18 protein-coding genes are annotated in these 19986 nt (G+C 66.9%); 5 read left to right on the top strand and 13 right to left on the bottom strand.

Annotated features, from left to right (window positions below; translation table 11 throughout):
- Nucleotides 1–5 precede the first annotated feature (5 nt).
- Genes IP83_RS03360 through IP83_RS03350 form a run of 3 tightly spaced genes read right to left on the bottom strand, consistent with a single transcriptional unit; the run spans nt 6 to nt 2994 of the window.
- Nucleotides 6–1064 (bottom strand): homocysteine S-methyltransferase family protein, encoded by a 1059-nt coding sequence (locus IP83_RS03360; protein ID WP_054120797.1) that lies wholly within the window; start codon nt 1062–1064, stop codon nt 6–8.
- Nucleotides 1061–2002 carry a methylenetetrahydrofolate reductase [NAD(P)H] gene (gene metF / locus IP83_RS03355; RefSeq protein WP_054120796.1) on the bottom strand — a complete coding sequence of 314 codons (942 nt, stop codon included), beginning with the start codon at nt 2000–2002 and terminating at the stop codon, nt 1061–1063. Before metF ends, IP83_RS03360 begins: the two co-directional genes overlap by 4 nt.
- Nucleotides 1999–2994, bottom strand: a complete 996-nt coding sequence (locus tag IP83_RS03350; protein WP_054120795.1) for a metalloregulator ArsR/SmtB family transcription factor — start codon at nt 2992–2994, stop codon at nt 1999–2001. Before IP83_RS03350 ends, metF begins: the two co-directional genes overlap by 4 nt.
- A gap of 193 nt (nt 2995–3187) precedes the next feature.
- Here IP83_RS03350 and IP83_RS03345 point away from each other — a divergent pair, with 193 nt between their 5' ends.
- Together IP83_RS03345 and IP83_RS03340 are read left to right on the top strand one after the other, a co-directional pair.
- Nucleotides 3188–3502, top strand: coding sequence for a hypothetical protein (locus IP83_RS03345; RefSeq protein WP_143146853.1), 315 nt, complete (start codon nt 3188–3190; stop codon nt 3500–3502).
- Nucleotides 3502–3762: a hypothetical protein gene (locus IP83_RS03340; RefSeq protein WP_054120794.1), complete on the top strand. Its 261-nt coding sequence runs from the start codon at nt 3502–3504 to the stop codon at nt 3760–3762. The genes IP83_RS03345 and IP83_RS03340 overlap by 1 nt, the downstream gene beginning before the upstream one ends.
- Here IP83_RS03340 and arfB read toward each other — a convergent pair.
- Genes arfB through pabB form a run of 4 tightly spaced genes read right to left on the bottom strand, consistent with a single transcriptional unit; the run spans nt 3759 to nt 7796 of the window.
- Nucleotides 3759–4175, bottom strand: a complete 417-nt coding sequence (arfB, locus tag IP83_RS03335; RefSeq protein ID WP_054120793.1) for an alternative ribosome rescue aminoacyl-tRNA hydrolase ArfB — start codon at nt 4173–4175, stop codon at nt 3759–3761. The two genes, IP83_RS03340 and arfB, sit on opposite strands and share 4 nt — an antisense overlap.
- A complete protein-coding gene (locus tag IP83_RS03330; protein WP_054120792.1) occupies nt 4154–4822 on the bottom strand; it encodes an RluA family pseudouridine synthase in 669 nt (222 codons plus the stop codon). Before IP83_RS03330 ends, arfB begins: the two co-directional genes overlap by 22 nt.
- The gene (locus IP83_RS03325) at nt 4819–5994 is read right to left on the bottom strand and encodes a pyridoxal phosphate-dependent aminotransferase (protein ID WP_054120791.1); all 1176 of its coding nucleotides are present in this window, start codon (nt 5992–5994) and stop codon (nt 4819–4821) included. The genes IP83_RS03330 and IP83_RS03325 overlap by 4 nt, the downstream gene beginning before the upstream one ends.
- Nucleotides 5991–7796, bottom strand: coding sequence for an aminodeoxychorismate synthase component I (gene pabB / locus IP83_RS03320; protein WP_054120790.1), 1806 nt, complete (start codon nt 7794–7796; stop codon nt 5991–5993). Before pabB ends, IP83_RS03325 begins: the two co-directional genes overlap by 4 nt.
- 123 nt (nt 7797–7919) lie before the next feature.
- On the opposite strand from pabB, the gene IP83_RS03315 reads away from it, so the two are divergent.
- Both IP83_RS03315 and IP83_RS03310 read left to right on the top strand, forming a co-directional pair.
- Nucleotides 7920–9494, top strand: coding sequence for a helicase HerA-like domain-containing protein (locus IP83_RS03315; protein ID WP_054120789.1), 1575 nt, complete (start codon nt 7920–7922; stop codon nt 9492–9494).
- A 125-nt stretch (nt 9495–9619) separates the two neighbouring features.
- Complete coding sequence (locus IP83_RS03310; protein ID WP_054120788.1) at nt 9620–12283, top strand: M1 family metallopeptidase; 2664 nt, start codon at nt 9620–9622, stop codon at nt 12281–12283.
- Here IP83_RS03310 and IP83_RS03305 read toward each other — a convergent pair.
- From IP83_RS03305 to IP83_RS03280, 6 genes are all read right to left on the bottom strand, one after another.
- Nucleotides 12276–13697 (bottom strand): HAMP domain-containing sensor histidine kinase, encoded by a 1422-nt coding sequence (locus IP83_RS03305; protein ID WP_054120787.1) that lies wholly within the window; start codon nt 13695–13697, stop codon nt 12276–12278. The two genes, IP83_RS03310 and IP83_RS03305, sit on opposite strands and share 8 nt — an antisense overlap.
- Nucleotides 13690–14421 carry a response regulator gene (locus IP83_RS03300; RefSeq protein ID WP_054120813.1) on the bottom strand — a complete coding sequence of 244 codons (732 nt, stop codon included), beginning with the start codon at nt 14419–14421 and terminating at the stop codon, nt 13690–13692. The genes IP83_RS03305 and IP83_RS03300 overlap by 8 nt, the downstream gene beginning before the upstream one ends.
- 10 nt (nt 14422–14431) lie before the next feature.
- Complete coding sequence (locus tag IP83_RS03295; protein WP_054120786.1) at nt 14432–15100, bottom strand: EF-hand domain-containing protein; 669 nt, start codon at nt 15098–15100, stop codon at nt 14432–14434.
- A 118-nt stretch (nt 15101–15218) separates the two neighbouring features.
- Nucleotides 15219–15614: a cupin domain-containing protein gene (locus tag IP83_RS03290; RefSeq protein WP_054120785.1), complete on the bottom strand. Its 396-nt coding sequence runs from the start codon at nt 15612–15614 to the stop codon at nt 15219–15221.
- Between the two features lie 5 nt (nt 15615–15619).
- Complete coding sequence (locus IP83_RS03285) at nt 15620–15994, bottom strand: VOC family protein (protein ID WP_054120784.1); 375 nt, start codon at nt 15992–15994, stop codon at nt 15620–15622.
- Nucleotides 15995–16050: 56 nt separating this feature from the next.
- Nucleotides 16051–17850 (bottom strand): aminopeptidase P family protein, encoded by a 1800-nt coding sequence (locus tag IP83_RS03280; protein ID WP_054120812.1) that lies wholly within the window; start codon nt 17848–17850, stop codon nt 16051–16053.
- Nucleotides 17851–17921: 71 nt separating this feature from the next.
- On the opposite strand from IP83_RS03280, the gene IP83_RS03275 reads away from it, so the two are divergent.
- Nucleotides 17922–19985 (top strand): S9 family peptidase, encoded by a 2064-nt coding sequence (locus tag IP83_RS03275; RefSeq protein WP_054120783.1) that lies wholly within the window; start codon nt 17922–17924, stop codon nt 19983–19985.
- The last annotated feature ends 1 nt before the right edge of the window (nt 19986 follow it).

The following is a 19986-nucleotide window of genomic DNA, read 5'->3' as shown; positions in this document are numbered from 1 at the left end:
TGGCATCACGCCAATACAAACGGTTCGAGGCCGGCGAGTGCGGTCGCGGTCTGGTGCCGGGGCAGCACGCGCGGCGGCAGGCCTTGCACCGAGCGGGCGATGGCGGCAATGTGTTCAGGCGTCGAGCCGCAGCAGCCGCCGAGCACATTGACCTGGCCATGTTCAGCCCATTCGTGGACGAAACCTGCCGTGGTGGCAGGCATCTCGTCATACTGGCCAAGCTCGTTGGGCAGGCCCGCGTTGGGATAGACCATGATCAGCGTATCGGCGAGCTGGGCCAGTGCGCGGACGTGGGGGCGCAGTTGCTGCGCGCCGAATGAGCAATTGAGGCCGATGGTGACAGGGCGGGCGTGGCGCACCGCGTACCAGAAGGCCTCGACCGTATGGCCGGACAGGTTGCGGCCCGAAAGGTCCGTCAGCGTCATCGAGAGCATGATCGGCACTTCGCGGCCAAGCTGCTGCTCGAGTTGGCGGACAGCCATGATCGCGGCCTTGGCGTTGAGCGTATCGAACACCGTCTCGACGAGGATGAAGTCCGCGCCGCCTTCCACGAGGGCTTCGGCCTGCTCACGGTAGACCTCGACGAGGAAGTCCCAGTCGATCTCGCGGAAGCCGGGGTCGTTGACGTCGGGCGAGAGCGAGAGCGTCTTGTTGGTCGGGCCGATGGCGCCGGCGACGAAGCGCGGGCGCTCGTCATCGGACTGGAATTCGTTGGCCACCCGGCGGGCGAGCTTCGCGCTTTCGAGGTTGATCTCGCGCACGAGGTGCTCGGCGCCGTAGTCCGCCTGGCTGATGCGGTTGGCCGAGAAGGTGTTGGTTTCGGCGATATCCGCGCCGGCCGCGAAATAGGCGCGGTGGATCGATTCGGGCACGTGGGGTGCCGTCAGCGCGAGGATATCGTTGTTACCCTTCTGATCGCGCGAGAGGCCTAGATTGCCTGCATAGTCGGCCTCGGTGAGCTTCCAGTTCTGGATCTCTGTGCCGAACGCGCCGTCGGTGATGAGGATGCGTTCCCTGGCCTGCGCGAGAAGCGCGGCGCGGGCAGCAGATGGGGTAATCGTCATGCGGCTTGCTCCAGCGGGGCACGTTCGGGGCGCAGGCCGAGCAGGTGGCAGATCGCGTAGGACAGCTCGGCCCGGTTGAGGGTGTAGAAGTGGAAGTCGCGCACGCCGCCCGCATAGAGACGGCGGCAGAACTCGGCGCAGACCGTTGCGGCAACGAGCTGGCGCGAGGACGGGTGATGGTCGAGCCCTTCGAACAGACCGTCCATCCATGCCGGGATGTGCGCGCCGCAAGCGGCAGCGAACTTGCGCGTCTGCGCGACATTGGAAACAGGCAGAATGCCCGGCAGCACCGGGGCAGTGATCCCGGCAGCGGCGAGCCTGTCACGGAAGCGGAAGAAGGTCTCCGGTTCGAAGAAGAACTGGCTGATGGCGCGGGTGGCGCCGGCATCGAGCTTGCGCTTGAGGTTGTCGATATCGGCTTCGACGCTGGGCGAATCCGGATGGCATTCGGGATAGGCCGCGACCGAAATTTCGAACGGAGCGATCTTCTTGAGGCCTGCGACGAGGTCTGCGGCATTGGCATAGCCATCGGGATGCGGGGTGAAGGGCACGCCGGGCGCGCCCATATCACCGCGCAGCGCGACGATGTGGCGCACGCCCGCTTCCCAGTAGCTTTCTGCGACTTCCTGGATCTCGGCCTTGCTGGCTTCGACGCACGTGAGGTGCGCGGCGGCGGGGAGGCGCGCTTCCTTGATGATCCGCGCGACGGTGCCGTGCGTGCGATCGCGCGTCGAGCCGCCCGCGCCGTAGGTTACCGAGACGAAGCTGGGGCGCAGCGGGGCAAGCGTGGTGACGACGTCCCACAGCTGCTCCATCAGCGGATCGGTGCGCGGGGGAAAGAACTCGAAACTGACGCGGATATCACCGGGAAGTCCGGCGAAGAGCGGGGTATCGAGCGCGGTGCGCGCCTCGCGCAGTTGGTCGAAGGTGGTGGTCATGCGGTTACCAGTCTTGGAAATTCGGTGAGCGCGGCACGGCGGACGCCGGTCCAGATCTTGACGATGAGCTCGTGCCCCGGAAGCGCGCGGTCACCCGCGGGATCGAACCCGGCACCGGTGAGCAGCGCGGCGATCTGGGCATCGGAGAAACCGAGGCGGGCGTGGGCATGCGCAGTGCGCAGTTCCTCGCGCTCGTGCGGGGCGAAATCGACGATGACGATGCGTCCACCCGGCGCCGTGACACGCGCCGCTTCGGCCAGCACGGCCTGCGGGGCGAGCGCATAGTGGAGGACCTGGTGGAACAGCACCGTGTCAAAGCCCCCATCGATTCTGGCATCGGGGAAGGGCAACTGCGCGAAATCGCCCTGAACCAGCGTGACGTGGCCGGCCGGCAGGTGCTGCAACCGGGTGCGGGCGAGGCGCAGCATTTCCGGGCTCTTGTCGAGACCAGTGAGGTGCGCGGCGCGGTCTGCGAAGAGTTCGGCGATGCGGCCAGTGCCGGTGCCGACATCGAGCAGGCGGCCGATCTGGCCGGAGAGCATTTCGCCCAGCGCCGCTTCGACCGGGCCATCGGCGATATGGAGACTGCGCAGCTCGTCCCATTCAGCGGCATGGCGGGCGAAATAGTCTGCCGCCGTGGCCTCGCGCGCGGAACGGATCACGCCGAGGTGCTGGCGGTCTTCGGCGCATTGCGCGCCGAAAGCTGAGTCGTCCGCCTCGGCAGTGATGAGCACGCGGGCGAGCGCGGTGCCAAGTGCGTCGGGCGCACCGGCTTCGCTGACGGCGGTGCGCAGGAAGACCCAGCCGCCTTCGCGGCGACGCTCGGCAAGACCCGCATCGCAAAGGATCTTGATGTGCCGGGAAACACGTGGCTGGCTCTGCCCGAGCACTTGCGCCAATTCGCCCACGGCGAGTTCCATGCTGGCCAGCAGCCGCATGATGCGCAGCCGGGTCGGATCAGCCAAGGCGCGGAGGGTTTCGAGCACGGACATTGGCATAGCGATATAAAGCCTTCTTTATATGATGCAAGACATATAAGGACATCCTTATATGATAGAACGATCAGATAACCCTTAACGTCGTCCGTTTGAGGTTTGCCATGGCCAATACGGCGCACTAGAACGCGCGGGCACCGCGGTGATATGCCGCCGGAACGGACCATACAGATCAGCCTGAGGGACTATCATGACCAAGACCACCCAGATCAAGCGCCTCGCGACCGTGCTGGCCTGCGCGGCGGCCTTCGCGCTGAGCGCCTGCGGCAAGACCGACGACGCTTCTTCGGGCGCAACCGCTGACAACGTCGAGATGCCCGCGGACGAACTGCCTTCGGCAGAGCCGTCGGCAGCTGCTCCGGCTCCCGCCGCCGATGCCTCGCAGGCCGCGCTGAGCGCCGAGGATGCTGCAAAGAGCGCGGCTGACAGCGCCGTCTCGGCAGCCGAGGAAGCCAAGGCCGCTGCCGCTGCTGCCGCTGAAGAATCGCAGCAGAAGCCGCAGTAATGAGGCGCTCGGGGAGCCTGCGCGCGGCTCTGACCGCACTGGCGCTGCTCCCCGCAGCCCTTTGCCTCGACGGCTGTCAGCAGGACACTGATCCGGGGCCCGGCGGCGTGACCGTCGGCGAAGCCCGCGCGCTCGATGAAGCGGCGGAAATGCTGCAGAAGCGCCCTGCCCCGCCGCTGGTGGATGCGACGGTTCCCGCCGATCTGGCAACGATCCCTGCTTCGGAAGCGGCAGCGGCGGAGCCTGCCAAAAAGCCCTAGTCCAGCCACACCTTGCCGCGCCCGGCCTTGATCGCGCTGCGGTTCTTTTTGCCCGCCAGTCGTTCGGTCTTGCCGACGCGGTTGAGGCGGGACTTGGCGCGGCGGGCGGGCAATGTCGCCGCTTCACGCAAGAGTTCGGCGAGGCGGCTCCTCGCGTCCTCGCGGTTCTGTTCCTGCGTGCGGTACGTGCGCGCGGTGAGGATGATCTCGCCCTTGGCGGTCATTTTGCTGCCGGCGAGGTCCTTGAGGCGGTGGAACACTTCGGGCGTGAGACGCAGCGCGAAGACATCAAGGCGGAGCTGGACAGCAGTCGCCACCTTGTTGACGTTCTGCCCGCCGGGGCCTGCGGAGGCGATGAAGCTCTCCTCGATCAGGCCGAGCGCGCGCTCGATCAGGGCGTCTGCTGCGGACATGTGAACCCGAGAGCGGCGAAATCGGCGGGAAGCGGCGCGGTGGCGGCAATCGGCGGCTTGCCTTCGCGCGGGACGGTGAGCGCGGCGGCGTGGAGCATGGTACGGCGCGCGCCTCCGCCCGTGCCGTAGATCGGATCGCCAAGCAGTGCGGCACCAAGGCCGGCGAGCGCATGGACGCGGATCTGATGGGTGCGGCCGGTTTCGGGGCGAAACTCGACAAGGGTGAGGTCGTCCTTGCGCTCGACCACGCGCCAGTGGGTGACGGCGGGTTTACCGGCACGGGCCGGGATCATGCGCCAGCCTTTTTCGGCGCTGCTGATCTTGGAGAGATTTAACGCGATGGTTCCCTCATCCTCGGCGACGGGGGCCGCGACAATGCCGAGGTAGACTTTTTCCACCTGCCGCGCCTCGAACGCAGCGGCGAAGCGCTTGTGGGCCTTGGCGTGGCGCGCGAGGAGCAGGCAGCCCGAGGTATCCTGATCGAGCCGGTGTACCGCGAGCGGCAGGCGCTGGAAGCCGAGGCGCAGGGCATCGAGATAGTTCTCGAGGCTGGTGCCTCCGGCGCGCGGTCGGTCGATCGGGAGGCCGGCGGGCTTGTCGATGACGAGCGCCTCGCCGTCCTCGAACAGGATGGGGAGCGTGATCATGCCAGCGCACCCGCGATGCGCCGGAAAGCTTCTGCAAGGCGGGTGTCATCTGCGGCGAAGCTGATGCGGAAGCCGTCCTTGCCGCCGAAGGCCGATGCGGCGACGACCGCGATGCCATGGTCGAGGAGATGAAGCGCGAGCGCCTCGTCATCGCCGAAACGGGCCATCAGCGGGGCCGCGTCGATGAGGCAGTAGAATGCGCCATCCGGCACGGGAGTCGAAAGGCCGGGGATCGCATTGAGGGCTGCGACGGCGGCATCGCGGCGCACGCGGAAACGGTCGCGCCAATCGAGCAGGAACTCCTGCGGGCCGGTGAAGGCAGCAACGGCGGCGGCCTGGCTGATCGAGCAGGGATTGCCCGAAGCGTGCGACTGCAGCTTGGCCATAGCGCCGATCAGCCACTGCGGTCCGGTGGAAACGCCGATGCGGAAGCCGGTCATCGCGTGGCTCTTGGAGACGCCGGAGACGGTGAGGACACGGTCGGAAAGGTCAGGGCACACAACCGCGAGCGTGGCGTGGGCGCCGAAGGTGTAGCGCAAGGGCGCGTAGATATCGTCGCTGAGGACAAGGACCTGGGGGTGACGGCGCAGGACTTCGCCAAGCGCGGCAAGGTCATCGGCGGAGTAGACCGCGCCGGTGGGATTGCCGGGGCTGTTGAGCAGGAGCCAGCGGGTGCGCGGGGTGATCCCGGCAGCCAGTTGAGCCGCGCTGATGCGGTAGCCGGTTTCGGGCGTGGTCGGCAGTGCGACGGGCACGGCCCCGGCGAAGCGGACGATTTCGGGGTAGCTGACCCACCACGGGGCCGGGATCAGGACTTCGTCGCCGGGGCCAGCGGTGGCGGTGATGGCGAGGAAGATCGCCTGCTTGCCGCCCGCGCTGACGATCACTTGCGACGGCGGAACCTCGATACCAAGGTCCCGCGCGAAATGGAGCGCGGCGGCTTCCCTGAGCGCGGCCGTGCCGGGGACGGCGGTGTAGCGCGTGTCGCCCGCATCGAGCGCGGCCTTGGCGGCTTCGATCACGTGTGGCGGGGTGGGAAAGTCCGGCTCGCCGACCGAAAGCGAAATGATGTCGCGGCCTTCGGCGCGCAGCGCGATGGCGCGGTCGGTCATCACCGTGGTGCGCGAGGCGGAAATGCGCCCCAGAGCCTCGCTGAAATGCGGCTCGCTCATGCGCCGAGCAGCCTGGCGGGGATCAGGCCGCGCAGGGCGTTGCCGATGAAGAAGCCGGATTCGAGATCGTTCAGGCGCACATCGCCTTCGACCGCGCGGCCGCTACCCAGCAGGCTGCGGCGCAGCACGCCGGGGAGGAGGCCGAGTGCGGCGGGCGGCGTGACCAGCACGTCGCCGCGAGGCACGAAAATGTTCGTGAAGCTGCCTTCGGTGAGGCGGCCATCATCGCGCAGGAGCAGGGCTTCATGCGCTCCGGCGGCCTTGGCTGCGCGCAGGGCATCCTCGTAGAAGTGCCGGTCGGTGGTCTTGTGACGCAGGCGCCAATCGCCTTCCGCCACCGGCTGAGGCAGGATGGCGCAGATCGCCGGGTCCGGCAGGGCCGGTGGCATCGGCGCCGCGTCGAGCGCGTGGGTACCGCTTTTCGAGACGAGGAGGCGCACTTTGGATGGTGCATCGAGATCGAAACAGAGGACGTGGATGGCGTTACGCAGCGCGTGGCGATCGAATTCGAAGCCGAGTTCGGCAGCGCTGGCCTTCATGCGTTCGAGGTGGAGTTCGAGGAGCGCGATGCCCTCTGCCGGATCGAACGCCATCGTCTCGATCAGATCGGCGCTGCTGGCCTCCAGACGCAAGACATCCCCTTTCACCAGGCATTCGCGCCATTCGGCAAGGGATGCAGAGTCCGCAACGACTGCGGAACCGACCCCCATGGTAGCGCGCCCCCGGCCCGCGCCCGGATAGTCCGGAAGCAGCCGTACGGTCCGGATTGCCACATTGAAGGCGGCGTCACCAGCCTGCTGATTTTCGGACACGTCGATCCGCCCGATGGCGCCGCAGTAGAGGCCGCGTGCATCGCGTTCGATCTCGTCGATCAGTTCCATCGCACGGATCTTGGGCGCGCCGGTGATCGAGCCGCAGGGGAAGATCGCGCGTACCAGATCGCGGGCATCGGCGCCGGGCTGCAGGCGGGCGTGGACCGTGGTCACCATCTGGTGGACGGTGGGGTAGGTCTCGACCGCGAAGGGCGCTTCGACGCGCACGCTGCCGGGCTCAGCGACGCGCGAGAGATCGTTGCGCATCAAGTCGACGATCATCAGGTTCTCGGCGAGATCCTTGACGCTGGCTGAAAGCGCCGCCTTGTTTGCCGCGTCTTCCTCCAGTGTCCGTCCGCGCGGGGCAGTGCCCTTCATCGGACGGACCTCGGCGCGGCCATCCTCCAGCGTGAAAAACAGCTCGGGCGAGACCGAGAGGTGCCAGTGTGCGCCGTCCCAGATCACCGCCCCGTAGCCGGAGCGGGCGTCGGACCGGAGCGCGCGGTAGATGGCGAGCGGATCACCGGTCCATGAGCCGCCAAGCTCGAAGGTGTAGTTCGCCTGATAGATGTCGCCGGCGGAAATGGCCGACTTGAGGCTCTCGAAGCCAGTGCCGTAGCCGCCGGGCGAGACTTGCGGATCGAGCGGACCGAGGCGGCCCTTGCCTTCCACCGCCGCATCAAGCCAATCTTGCGCCTCGGCATCGGTTAGTTCGCGCATTTCGGCAAAGCGGGCGAACCAGACCAATGGCCCGGTCGCGCCGGTACGGGCAGGCAGGCGTGCGGCAAGGCGCGGTTCGAGCGCGAGGCCGGCTTCGTAGGCGATCAGGCCCGCCCAGTGCCCCGGCGCTGCGCCAATGCGGGCGAGCGCGGCTTCCACCTCATCCGGCCGGCGCGCGACGACGATCTCCGCCGGGGCCGCATAGAGCCGCGCCGGGCCAGCGCCTTCTTCGCGGGCGTCGTCGAGCAGGATGAAGGGATTGGCGGTCATGATGGGAACCGCGCTTTAGCGGCGCTCCGCCCCGGATGCAAAAAGCGCTTTCCTACTCTTTCATTCCGGGGAACAAGAACGGCGGGACATGGCTGGAAGCACGGCACGGGTGGAATACTGCTTATGGACGACATCTACATTGGCCTGAGTGCAGGCGGCGAACGCCAGATGCTGCGGCTGGACCGCGCCAACCGCCACGGACTTGTGGCGGGGGCGACCGGGACCGGCAAGACAGTGACCCTTCAGGGCATGGCCGAGCAGTTTTCCGCGCGCGGCGTGCCGGTGTTCCTCGCCGACGTGAAGGGCGACCTTTCCGGCATCGGCATGCCCGGCAGCCCGACGTTCAAGCATGCCGACAAGATCGAGAGCCGCGCGAAGGAACTCGGCATCGATCCGTTCACCTATGCCGACAATCCGGTGGTGTTCTGGGACCTCTACGGCGAAGCCGGGCATCCTATCCGCACGACGATTTCGGAAATGGGCCCGCTGCTGCTGGCGCGGCTGATGGGGCTCAACGAGACGCAGGAAGGCGTGCTCAACATCGCGTTCCGCTATGCCGACGACAACGGGCTGCTGCTGCTGGACCTCGCCGACCTGCAGGCGACGCTGATGGCCTGCGCGCAGAATGCCGGCGAGCTGGCGGCCAAGTACGGCAATGTTTCCAAGGCCAGCGTCGGCACCATCCAGCGCCAGTTGCTGGCATTCGAGAGCCAGGGCGCGGACCGGTTTTTCGGGGAACCGGCGTTCGAGATCAACGACTTCATCAAGACCGACGATCAGGCGCGCGGCTATGTCAACGTGCTCAGCGCCGAGAAGCTGATGCAGAGCCCGAAGCTCTACGCGACATTCCTGCTGTGGCTTTTGAGCGAGCTGTTCGAGGCGCTGCCGGAAGTGGGCGATCCCGAAAAGCCCAAGCTGGTGTTCTTCTTCGACGAGGCGCACCTGTTGTTCGACGACGCCCCGCAAGCGCTGTTCGACAAGGTGGAGCAAGTCGTCCGCCTGATCCGTTCGAAGGGCGTAGGCGTTTATTTCGTCTCGCAGAACCCGATCGACATTCCGGAGAAGATCGCGGGCCAGCTGGGCAACCGGGTTCAGCATGCCCTGCGGGCGTTCACGCCGCGCGACCAGAAGGCGATTCGGGCAGCGGCAGAGACCTTCCGCATCAATCCCGATCTCGATGTCGAGACCGTGATCACTGAACTGAAGGTGGGCGAGGCGCTGGTTTCGACGCTCGATGCCGATGGTGCGCCGGGGATCGTGCAGCGGACTTTGGTGGCGCCGCCGCGTTCGCGGCTGGGGCCGCTGGACGCGAAGGAACGCGCGGTGATCCAGTCGATCAGCCCGTTCGAGGGCAAGTACGACACGGCGGTGAACCGCGAGTCTGCTTCCGAAGTGCTCGCGCAGAAGGCTGCCGATGCCGCTGCCGCCGCACAGCAGGTGGAAGCCGAGGGAGCCGCCGCGCAGCAGGCCTCGGCACGGCAGACGCCTTCGATGTGGGGCAAGGCGGGCAAGGCTGCGGTTGGCGCCATCGCCGCTTCGGCGGGATCGGTGATCGCGGCGCAGATCACGGGCAAGAAGTCGCGCGCCTCGCCGATAGAGTCCGGAGCGAGCGCGATTGTCGGCACGATCGCGACGCAGATCGGCGGTGCAGCGTTCGGGCGGTTTGCGCGCGGCCTCCTGGGCGGCTTGCTGCGGTAGGCTGACTGTCATTCGACGACGCAGGCGAGCGGTTCGTCGAATGCGGTTGCGGATGAAACAGGATCAGGGCAGGCAGGCGGTATTATGGCCCGGGCCTGATTACCGGTCTGATCTGAAAGGCTGACATGCGTACACTGATGCTTGCCGCGACACTGCTCGCCGGCACTTTCCTTGCTTCCCCCGTTCTCGCCCAGCAGGCGGCGACCGAAGCGCCAGTCCCAGCGGATGCGGGCCAGATGCCCGCCGGCAAGCTCGACGGCGCGGTTGTCCCGCAGACCTACCGGCTCGATCTGACCGTCGATCCGACCAAGGAGCGCTTCTCCGGTCATGTCGAGATCGACGTCGATGTGAAGAAGGCCGGCCGCTATGTGTGGATGCACGGGCGCGACCTGAAAGTCGGCAAGGTGACGGCGATGGTCGGCGGCGAGCCGGTGGTCGGCACGTTCCGGCAGGTCGATCCGACCGGCGTGGCACTGCTTGTGTTCGATGCGCCGCTGCCAGTGGGCAAGACGACCTTCGCGTTCGACTATGACGCGCCTTTCGGTGAAGGCCCGGCGGGCATGTTCCGCGTGAAGGTGGGCGACGACTGGTATTCGTGGACTCAGCACGAATCGATCGACGCGCGCGCGAGCTTCCCCTCGTTCGACGAGCCGGGCTTCAAGGTGCCGTGGAATGTCACGCTGCGCACGCCCGCCGGTCTCACGGCGGTAAGCAATGCGCCGGAAGTGAAGACCGAAACCGTGAACGGCACGACCGTCCACACCTTCGGCCAGACCCTTCCGCTGCCGAGCTATCTCGTGGCGCTGATGGTCGGCCCGTTCGTCACGGTGGAAGGCGCCGTACCGCCGACACCGCAGCGCCAGACGCCGCTGCCGATCCGCATCGTTTCGACCAAGCAGAATGCGGGCAAGCTCGATTTCGCGCTCGAAGGCACCAAGGGCGTGGTGCAGCACCTCGAAGCCTATTTCGGCCAGAGCTTCCCCTATCCCAAGCTCGACCAGATCACGACGCCGATCCTCCCCGGCGCGATGGAGAACGCCGGCGCGGACCTCTATGCCGACAGCATCCTCGTCATGGATGACAAGGCCTCGACCGCGCAGAAGCGCACGTTCGGCATGGTCGTCAGCCACGAGCTGGCGCACCAGTGGTTCGGCGATCTCGTCACCCCGGCGTGGTGGGACGACATCTGGCTCAACGAGAGCTTCGCCAACTGGATGGGCTTCCGCATCGGCAACGAATGGCGGCCTGACCTGAACATCGGCGCGGGCGCACTGGCCGAGGGCTTCAGCGCGATGGGCATCGATGCGCTGATTGCCGGACGGCCGATCCACCAGCCGATCGAGAAGAACGCGCAGATCGATGCGGCCTTCGACACGATCACCTACGGCAAGGGCGGCCATGTCGTGGCGATGATCGCCGCGTTCATGGGCGACACCAAGTTCCGCGACGGCGTGCGCGGCTACATGGCGGCGCACAAGTATGGCAACGCGACGACCGCCGAGTTCTTCAAGGCCATGGCCGATGCGGCGGGCGATCCGCGCATTCTGCCCGCAATGCAGAGCTTCACCGATCAGCAGGGTGTGCCGCTGGTGACGCTGGAACGTGCCGGACCGCAGAGCTGGAAGGTCACGCAGAGCCGCTTCGTGCGCTATGGCATGAAAGGTCCGGACACGACCTGGGGCATCCCGCTGTGCTTGCGCCAGGGCGACGTGCGCCAGTGCACGCTGATGACTGACAAGACCACGACGGTGACGCTGAAGAGCATGGGGCCGATCATGCCCAACGCGGGCGGTACCGGCTATTACCGCTTCGAACTGCCTGCCAAGGAATGGGACGCACTCATCGCGGCGGTGCCGAGCATGACCGGCAGCGAGGCGCTGGCGGTGGAAGACAGCATGAACGCCAGCTTCTACGCCGGGCGGCTGACCTCAGACCAACTGATCGCAGGGGCGCGGGCGCTGGCGGCCAATCCGGACAGCTATGCGAGCGGCAATGCCACCGGCCTGCTGCAGGCGATGGCCGACCGCGGCGTGATCGCGGCAAGCGCGAAGCCGAAGTTCCGCGCCTTCGTCGATGGGCTTTACGCCCCGCAGTTGAAGGCGCTGGGGCTCGATCCGAAGGCGGGCGCACATGCCGGCGATGATCCGGAGAAGCAGCAGCGCCGCGTGCAGCTCGTTGAACTGCTTGCGGGGACCGCGCGCGACGAGGCGCTGCGGGCAAGGCTGAGCACGGCGGTCGATGCCTATCTCGGCGGCGATGCGGATGCGCTCGATCCTGCGTTGTTCGGCGCGGCGTTCGATGCCTGGCTGGGCTCGCACAAGCTGGACGGCGCCAAGGCCCTGATGGACAAGGCGCTGGCTTCGGAAGACCCGCTGTTCCGCCCGGCAGCGCTCGGCGCGATCGGTTCGAGCGGCGATGCGGCAACGGCGAAGTGGGTGCTCGAGGAGTTTCAGGACAAGCGCCTGCGCCAGTCCGAGAAGCTCAATTTCGTGCGCTATGTGGTCTATACGCCCGAGACGCGCGACTATGGCTATGGCTGGATGAAAGCGCACCTCGACGAGTTGCTGAACGGCGGTGCGGGCATCTTCTTCGGCGCGCGCCTGCCCCAGATCCTCGGCAACTTCTGCTCGGTGGCGCAGGCCGACGAGTTTGACGGGCTGCGCGCGAAGTTCGCCGGCAAGTCGGGCGCACTGGAGCTGGAGCGGACGATCGAGCGCGTGCGCGCCTGCGGCAAGCTCAAGGAGCTGCGCGGGGCCGACCTGACGGCGGCTATCGCGAAGCTCAAGTAAGCGGCAGACGCAGCGTGGCGGTGAGGCCTTTGGTCTCGCCGCCTTCGCGCCGGTTCGCGAGGATCAGCGCACCGCCGTGCTGGTCGGCAATCGCGCGGGCGAGCGTCAAGCCAAGACCTGCGCCGCCGGTGGCCGAATTGCGCGAGGCTTCGAGGCGGGTGAACGGTTCCAGCATGCGGGCGATCTCGTGCTCGGGGATGCCGGGGCCATCATCCTCCACGGTCAACACCGCCTCGCCCCCTTCGCGCCGCAGCGTGACGCGGGCGCGGATGCCGTAGCGCAGCGCGTTCGAGACGAGATTGCGCAAGGCGCGCCGCAGCCAGGTGGCGCGCAGCGGCATGACCATGCGGTCCGCCTCGCCGAGCGTTACGTCTTCGCCCATGTCCTCATACTCGCCGACGACATCGGCAACGAGCGCCGAGAGTTCGGTCTGCTCGAGCGGATCGGAAGGACTGCCGACGCGGGCGAGGCTCAGGATATCGTCGAGCGAGCGGTTGATATCCTCGATGGTGGCGGCCATGCGGCTGCGCTCGGTATCGTCCTCGACCGCCTCGATCCGCACCCGCAGCGCGGCGAGCGGCGTCTTGAGATCGTGGCCGATGGCGCCGAGCATCACGTCCTTCTCGTCAAGCAATGCGCCGACGCGGCGTTCCATCGCGTTGTGCGCCACGATCAGCCGGCGGATGTCGTCGGGACCTTCGGGCGCGAGTTGGCCGGCGGCGGTGCGCGAGCGGGCGAAGCCTTCGACTTGCGCCGTCAGCGCCTTCAGCGGGCGCGCGATGCGGCGCAGGATCAGCGCGACCGTGCCGACGAGGACGAGGTAGATGAAAAGCGTCTGCACGATCAGCGTCGTCAGCATCGCGCGTTCGGTGCGCGGGGCGAGCAGGCGAGCGGTGAGCCAGCTACCGTCGGTCCGCCCGATTGCCGCGACGATCAGGCGCGGGCGGGGCTGGCCGGGAGGCCGCAGGCGGGGTCCGCGCCGGGCGAGCCATTCGGTGATCACCGGATCGCGCGCGGGATCGCGCTCGGCCACAAAGAGCTGCTTGGCATCGACGCCCTGCGCTTCGAGCACCTGGCGCAGTGCATCCTCGATCTCGGGACGGCGGCGATCTCCGGCCATCTGCGGCGCGCGCAGTTCCTCCTGCACGCGCAGCGGGCGCGGCATGCGGAAGCCGATTTCCGGTTCTTCACCCATCGGCGGCGGCGGCGGACCGAACTGGGCGCGGGGATGGCGCCCGAGCAGGCTGAACGCAGCGTAGTTGACGATCCCGGCGAAGTGCCGCTCGTGCTGCATGCGCCACATCAGCGCGGCGGAAAGCCCCTGCGCCACCATCAGCGCAAGCGCGATGGCGAGCAGCATCTGGCCTTGAAGGCTGCGCGGCCAGAGGCGAAAACGCGCCGGGCTCTCAGCCATCGGCGGGCACCTTGCGCACTTCGGCGGCAAGCATGTAGCCGCCACCCCACACCGTCTGGATCAGTTCGGGATTGCGGCTGTCGCGTTCGACCTTGCGGCGCAGGCGGCTGATCTGGTTGTCGACCGCACGGTCGAACAGATGTGCCTCGCGGCCCTGCACCATATCGAGCAGGCGGTCGCGATCGAGCACCTGGCGCGGGTGATCGAGGAAGGCGACGAGCAGGCGGAACTCGGCCGAGGAGATGGAGACGACCGCGCCTTCGCTGTCGGTGAGGCGACGGCGCAGGGGATCGAGGCGCCAGCCCTCAAACAAGTAGTGGAACTCGTCTGCCGCGCTCCTCGGCTCTGCCGCGCGCGCAGCGCGGCGCAGGACCGAGCGGATGCGGGCGACGAGCTCGCGCGGATCGAAGGGTTTAACGACGTAGTCGTCCGCGCCGATCTCGAGCCCGACGATGCGGTCGGTCGCCTCGCCGCGCGCGGTGAGGAAGATGACAGGGAGCTGGCGCGCCTCGATCAGGTGGCGGCAGAGTGAGAGGCCGTCCTCCCCCGGCATCATGATATCGAGCAGGACGATATCGTAGGCTTCGGCGGCGAGCCGCGCGCGGGCCTCGGCAGCACTGGCAGCCTGCGCAGCAGCGAACCCCTGCCGGACCAGATAGTCCGACAGGGGTTCGCGCAGCGCGGCCTCGTCATCGACGACCAGAACTCGGGTCGCGTCAGGCATGGCGGCCATATCAGGCACCCGGCGGCGGTGGTGGAGGCGGCATATCGCCCATGTCGCCGTGCATGCCGCGGCCGCCACGCCACCCGCGCCAGCCGCCGTGCTCCTTGCGCATCTGCATCCATGCGGCGCGGCGCTCGGCAGCAGTCAGCTTGCCATCGTGATTGGTATCGGCGGCATCGAAGCGAGCCTTGGCGGCGGCATCGAATTCGGCGCGGGTGATTGTGCCGTCATGATTGGCATCGGCCTTCTCGGCCATTTCGCGCAACAAGTGCGCGCCGGGACCCATCATCATGCCCATTCCGGCACCCGGAGGCGGCGGGGGCATCATGCCCGAGGTGCCATCACGGCCCTTGCCGTCCTTCCAGCCGGGACCATCCATCATCTTCTTGTGATGCTCCATGAATTCGGCCTTGCTGATCGAACCGTCGTGGTTGGTATCGATCATGTCGAACATCTCGGCCATCTTGGCCTCGCGGTCGGCCTGATTGAGCACACCATCCTTGTTCACGTCCAGCCTTGTCCACATCGCATCGACTTTGGCCTTGGCATCGGCCCAGGTGACGGTGGCATCGCCCATCGGATCGCGGCCGGGTTCGGCGAAGGCGGGGTAGACGGCATAGAGCGCCGTGGCGGCGGTGAGTGCGACAGCTGCAGAAGCGGCGAGCGTGGATTTCTTCATGGCTTGCGGTCCTTGTTGCGTGCGGAACGGGGGCTTTCCGCTGTCTGCCGTCTAGACCGGAGTTGTCGCAGGGTTATGCCGCCTGCGCAGAGTTCTGTCGCACTTTGTCGCGGGCGTTTCAGCGCGGGCGATGTTCGGTGCCGAGGCCGGACGTGATGAACAAGGCCGTCGCTTCCGGTGAGATCAGATCCATCGTGTGCCACGCACCAGGCGGATTGATCGCGTATTCGCCGGCAACAAGGCGAACCTCGGCGGTCGATCCATCCGCGAACTCCTGATGGAGCACACCCTCGCCGCTCAGCATCAGCACGACCTCATCGCCCACCGGGTGCATTTCCCAGCTGTCCCAGCTCGTCGTGAAGGCATGTTGGCTGACAAGGCGGCCTTCCGCGCCGTCAGCGCCGTGGCGGTCGATATAGCCGCCATACCATTCCATGCCGGTGAAATGCGGCTGGGGCACCGCCTTCGCGCCGAGGCCGATGTGGATCGGGTTCGTATCGAGCCGGTGCGCCATGACGGTCAGGCTCCCATCACGAAGGCGTTCAATTTGTTGCCATCGGGATCACGGAAATAGGCCGCGTAGAATCCGCCTTCGCCGCGCGGTCCCGGAGGGCCTTCGCAGGTGCCGCCATTGGCGAGTGCCGCAGCATAAAGCCGGTCGACATGCGCCGGATCCTTGGCTTCGAGCGCGACCATCACGCCGTTACCGACTGTGGCAGGCTCGCCATTGTAGGGCTTCATCAGCCCGATGCCGGCGCCGGCGCCCGGCTCGCCCCACGCAATCGCGGCTTCCCATTCGTACATGCGGCCCGTGCCCATTTCGGCAGCGATCGCATCATAGAACTTCGCGCCGCGCGCGAGATCATTGGTTCCCAGAGTCACGTAACCGATCATCCAATCCTCCTCTTCATCGAGTCGCGATAATCAGAACATATCAGGAACGGATATACTTACAACGGGGCGCAGGCAGCCTCCAGCCAGGCGAGGTCGGCGCCGGACATCTGCGGGGCGAGCAGGTCGCGCACCTTGGCGTGGTAGGTGTTCCACCAGTCGCGCTCGTGCGGCAGGAGCAGCGCGGGTTCGACCAGCGTGCGGTCGATGGGAGCGAAGGTGAGCGTCTCGAAGCCCATGAACGTGCCCTCGGCACCCGGAATCTGGCGTTCTTCGACGAGCACGAGGTTCTCGATGCGGATGCCGTACTCGCCGGCCTTGTAGTAGCCCGGCTCGTTCGAGAGAATCATGCCCGGGAGGAGCGGCTGGCCGGTGCCGGCCTGCCCGCCCGCCGCCTTGGCGATGCGCTGCGGGCCTTCGTGGACCGCAAGGAAGCTGCCGACGCCGTGGCCGGTACCATGTGCGTAGTCGAGCCCGGCGGACCACAGGAACTGGCGCGCGAAGCTGTCGAGCTGACTGCCGACGGTGCCTTCCGGGAACACAGCGAGATCAAGCGCGATGTGGCCCTTGAGCACGCGGGTGAAGCGGTCTTTCACTTCCGCCGGGGGTGCGTCGGGGCCGATCCAGACAGTGCGGGTGATGTCGGTCGTGCCGTCGAGATACTGGCCGCCGGAGTCCACGAGATAGACGCTGTTGGGTTCGATCGCGCGGTTGGTGTGTTCGTCCACCTTGTAATGCGGGCTGGCACCATTGGGGCCAGCGGCGGAGATCGTGTCGAACGAGAGATCGCGCAGCAGGCCGGTCTTCTCGCGCTCGGCGCGCAGGGCGGCGGCGGCGGAGAGTTCGGTTTCGGTGCCCTGCGGCGCGGCATTCGAGAGCCAGTGGAGGAAGCGCGTGATCGCCGCGCCATCGCGGGCCTGCGCGGCACGGTGGCCGGCTTGCTCGATTGGGTTCTTGCAGGCCTTGGGCAGCACGGTGGGATCGGTCAGCGAGACGGCTTCGGCGCCGGCGGCCCTCAGTTCGGCATAGATCGCGGCGACCGCGCGTTCGGGATCGACCGCGACTTTCTTGCCCGCCAGCGCGGCGAGCGCGGGGGTGAAGGCAGCGCGGTCAGCCACGCGCACCGCATTGCCGAGGTGCTGGGCGAGTTCGGTCGTGACCTTCTCGGGAGCGATGAAGAGGTCTGCCGTGCCATCGGCATGGGCGAGCACGAACGAGAGCGCGACGGGCGTGCAGTCAACATCCGATCCGCGCATGTTGAGCAACCAGGCTACGGAATCGAGGGCCGAGATGACCGCAGCGTCGAGCCCACGCGCGGTGAGCCATGCGGCGACTTCAGCGCGCTTCTCGTGGGCGGAGGCACCTGCAAATTCGTCTGGGTGCACGAGCGCCGGAGCGGCAGACGGCGCGGGACGGTCCTGCCAGATCGCATCGATGGGGTTCTGCTGGACGGCAACAAGGCTGGCGTGGCGGCGCTTCAGGGCGGCGGCGACGCCATCGGCCCAGCCCTTGCCGTGGAGCCATGCGTCATAGCCGATGCGGCTGCCTTCGGGCGCGTGTTCGCCGAGCCATGCGGCGACGGACGTCTGCGGGACCGACTGGTAATCATAGAGACGGCTATCAACCTGTTCGCGGACCTGGAGCGTGTAGCGCCCGTCGACGAAGATCGCGGCCTTGTCCTTGAGCACGACCGCCGTGCCGGCCGAGCCGCCGAAACCAGTCAGCCAGCCGAGGCGCTGGGCATAGGCGCCCACGTACTCGCTCATATGCTCGTCGGAAATCGGGATGACAAAGCCGTCAAGCTCCTGCCGCACGAGCTCCTTGCGCAGGGCATCGAGACGGGCTTCGTGGGTGTTCATCAGCATGGGTCTTGTCCTGAAGCGGTGCTGCCTGCCTTGCAGGCTCATGGATAGCACCATAGATGCGGGGAATGACGGAGACCACCCCCACTGCACCGCCGGTTGCGGCCAAGAAGCCCCACACGTTCACGCACCACGGCGTGACGATCGAGGATCCGTACAACTGGCTGCGCGATCCCGGCTATCCGGAGGTGAAGGACGCCGACGTGCTGGCGCATCTGGAGGCGGAGAACGCGTGGTTCGAAGCGCGGATGAAGCCGCGACAGCCCACAGTCGAGACGCTGCTCGCCGAAATGCGCGGGCGGATCAAGGAAGCCGACAAGTCGGTGCCGCAGAAGGACGGCGATTGGCTGTACTGGATCGAATACGAGGAAGGCGCCGAGTACAAGAAGTGGTGGCGGCGGCCCGTCGCTGGCGGGCCGGATGAGCTGATCCTCGACGAAGTCACGCTGGCCGAGGGCAAGGAATACTTCCGGCTGGGGGCGCTCTCGGTTTCCAGTGACGGCCGGCTGCTGGCCTGGGCCGTGGACGACAACGGATCGGAGCGGTTCACCGCGCGGATCAAGGTGATCGAGACAGGCGAGGAACTGCCCGATGTGATCCCGGGGACACTCTCCGCACTCGTCTGGGCGGCGGGGGACAAGGCGCTCGTCTACAGCCTCGCCAATGCACAGTGGCGCACGGACAATGCGAGGCTGCACTGGCTGGGAACGCCGGTGGAGAGCGATGTCGAGCTCTATCACGAAGACGACGAGGGCTTTCGCGTTTCCGCCGGGCTTTCGGCCAATGACGAGTGGCTGGTGATTGCGACCGGCGACCACGAGACGAGCGAAGTTCGGCTGGTGCCTGCCGCCGATCCCTTGGCCCCGCCGCTGCTGGTCAAGGCGCGGCAGACCGGGGTGGAATATGATGTGGATGTGCGCGGCGAGACGCTATTCATTCACACCAACGACACCCACGAGAATTTCCGCCTCGCCACCGCGCCGCTGGCCAATCCCGGCGCGTGGACCACGCTGATCGAGGGGACCGAGGACTTCTACCTGACCGTGTTCGACCTGTTCCGCGATTTCTATGTGGTTGAGGGCCGGGTGCGCGGACTCGACCGCATCGAGGTGCGCTATTACGACGATCCGGCGCGGGTGGAGCCGATCGCGTTTGCGGAAGCGAGCTACGAGGCGTCGCTCGGCGACAATCCGGAATGGGCGATGGACAAGCTGCGCATCAGTTACGAGTCCATGACCAGCCCGGCTTCAGTCTATGACTATCACGTGGCCGAAGGGCGGCTCGAGCTGCTGAAGACGCAGGAGATCCCGAGCGGCTATGATGCCTCGCTTTACGAGACGGCCCGGCTGGAGATCACGGCGCGTGATGGCACGGCGGTGCCGGTCTCGGTGGTTTGGCGCAAGGGCCGGGAGGCAGGTGGGCCGCTCTATCTCTATGGCTATGGCGCCTACGGGATCGCCATCGGGCCGGGCTTTTCGACCACGCGGCTGAGCCTGGTGGATCGCGGGTTCGCCTATGCCATCGCGCATATCCGGGGCGGCGATGATCTGGGGCGGCGCTGGTACAAGGCGGGCAAGCTGCAGCAGCGGACGAATACGTTCAACGACTTTGTGGACGTGGCGAAGGGGCTGATTGCGGAAGGCTTCACGGCTGCGGGCAAGATCGCGATTGCAGGCGGATCGGCAGGCGGTGAACTGATGGGCGCAGTGATCAATTCCGATCCGGAGCTGTGGGGCGCGGTGGCGGCGCATGTGCCGTTTGTCGATGTGCTGAGCACGATGCTCGACGAGGAGCTGCCGCTGACGCCCGGCGAGTGGCCGGAATGGGGCAATCCGATCGAGGACAAGGCGGCGTTCGACCTCATCCGCTCCTATTCGCCCTACGATCAGGTCTCGGCACAGGCCTATCCGCCGATGCTCGTGACGGCAGGCCTCAACGATCCCCGCGTTACCTATTGGGAGCCCGCGAAGTGGGTCGCCAAGCTGCGCGAGCTGAAGACCGACAGCAACGAACTGCTGCTCAAGACCAACATGGGCGCGGGGCACGGGGGCAAGTCGGGCCGGTTCGAGGGGCTGCGCGAGACGGCGGAAGAGTTTGCCTTCATCCTCGCGCAACTGGGCGTTGCGGCTTGAG

This window comes from Novosphingobium sp. AAP93 (assembly GCF_001296055.1).
Taxonomy (GTDB): Bacteria; Pseudomonadota; Alphaproteobacteria; order Sphingomonadales; family Sphingomonadaceae; genus Novosphingobium.
This window is presented reverse-complemented; position numbering and strand designations above follow the sequence as displayed.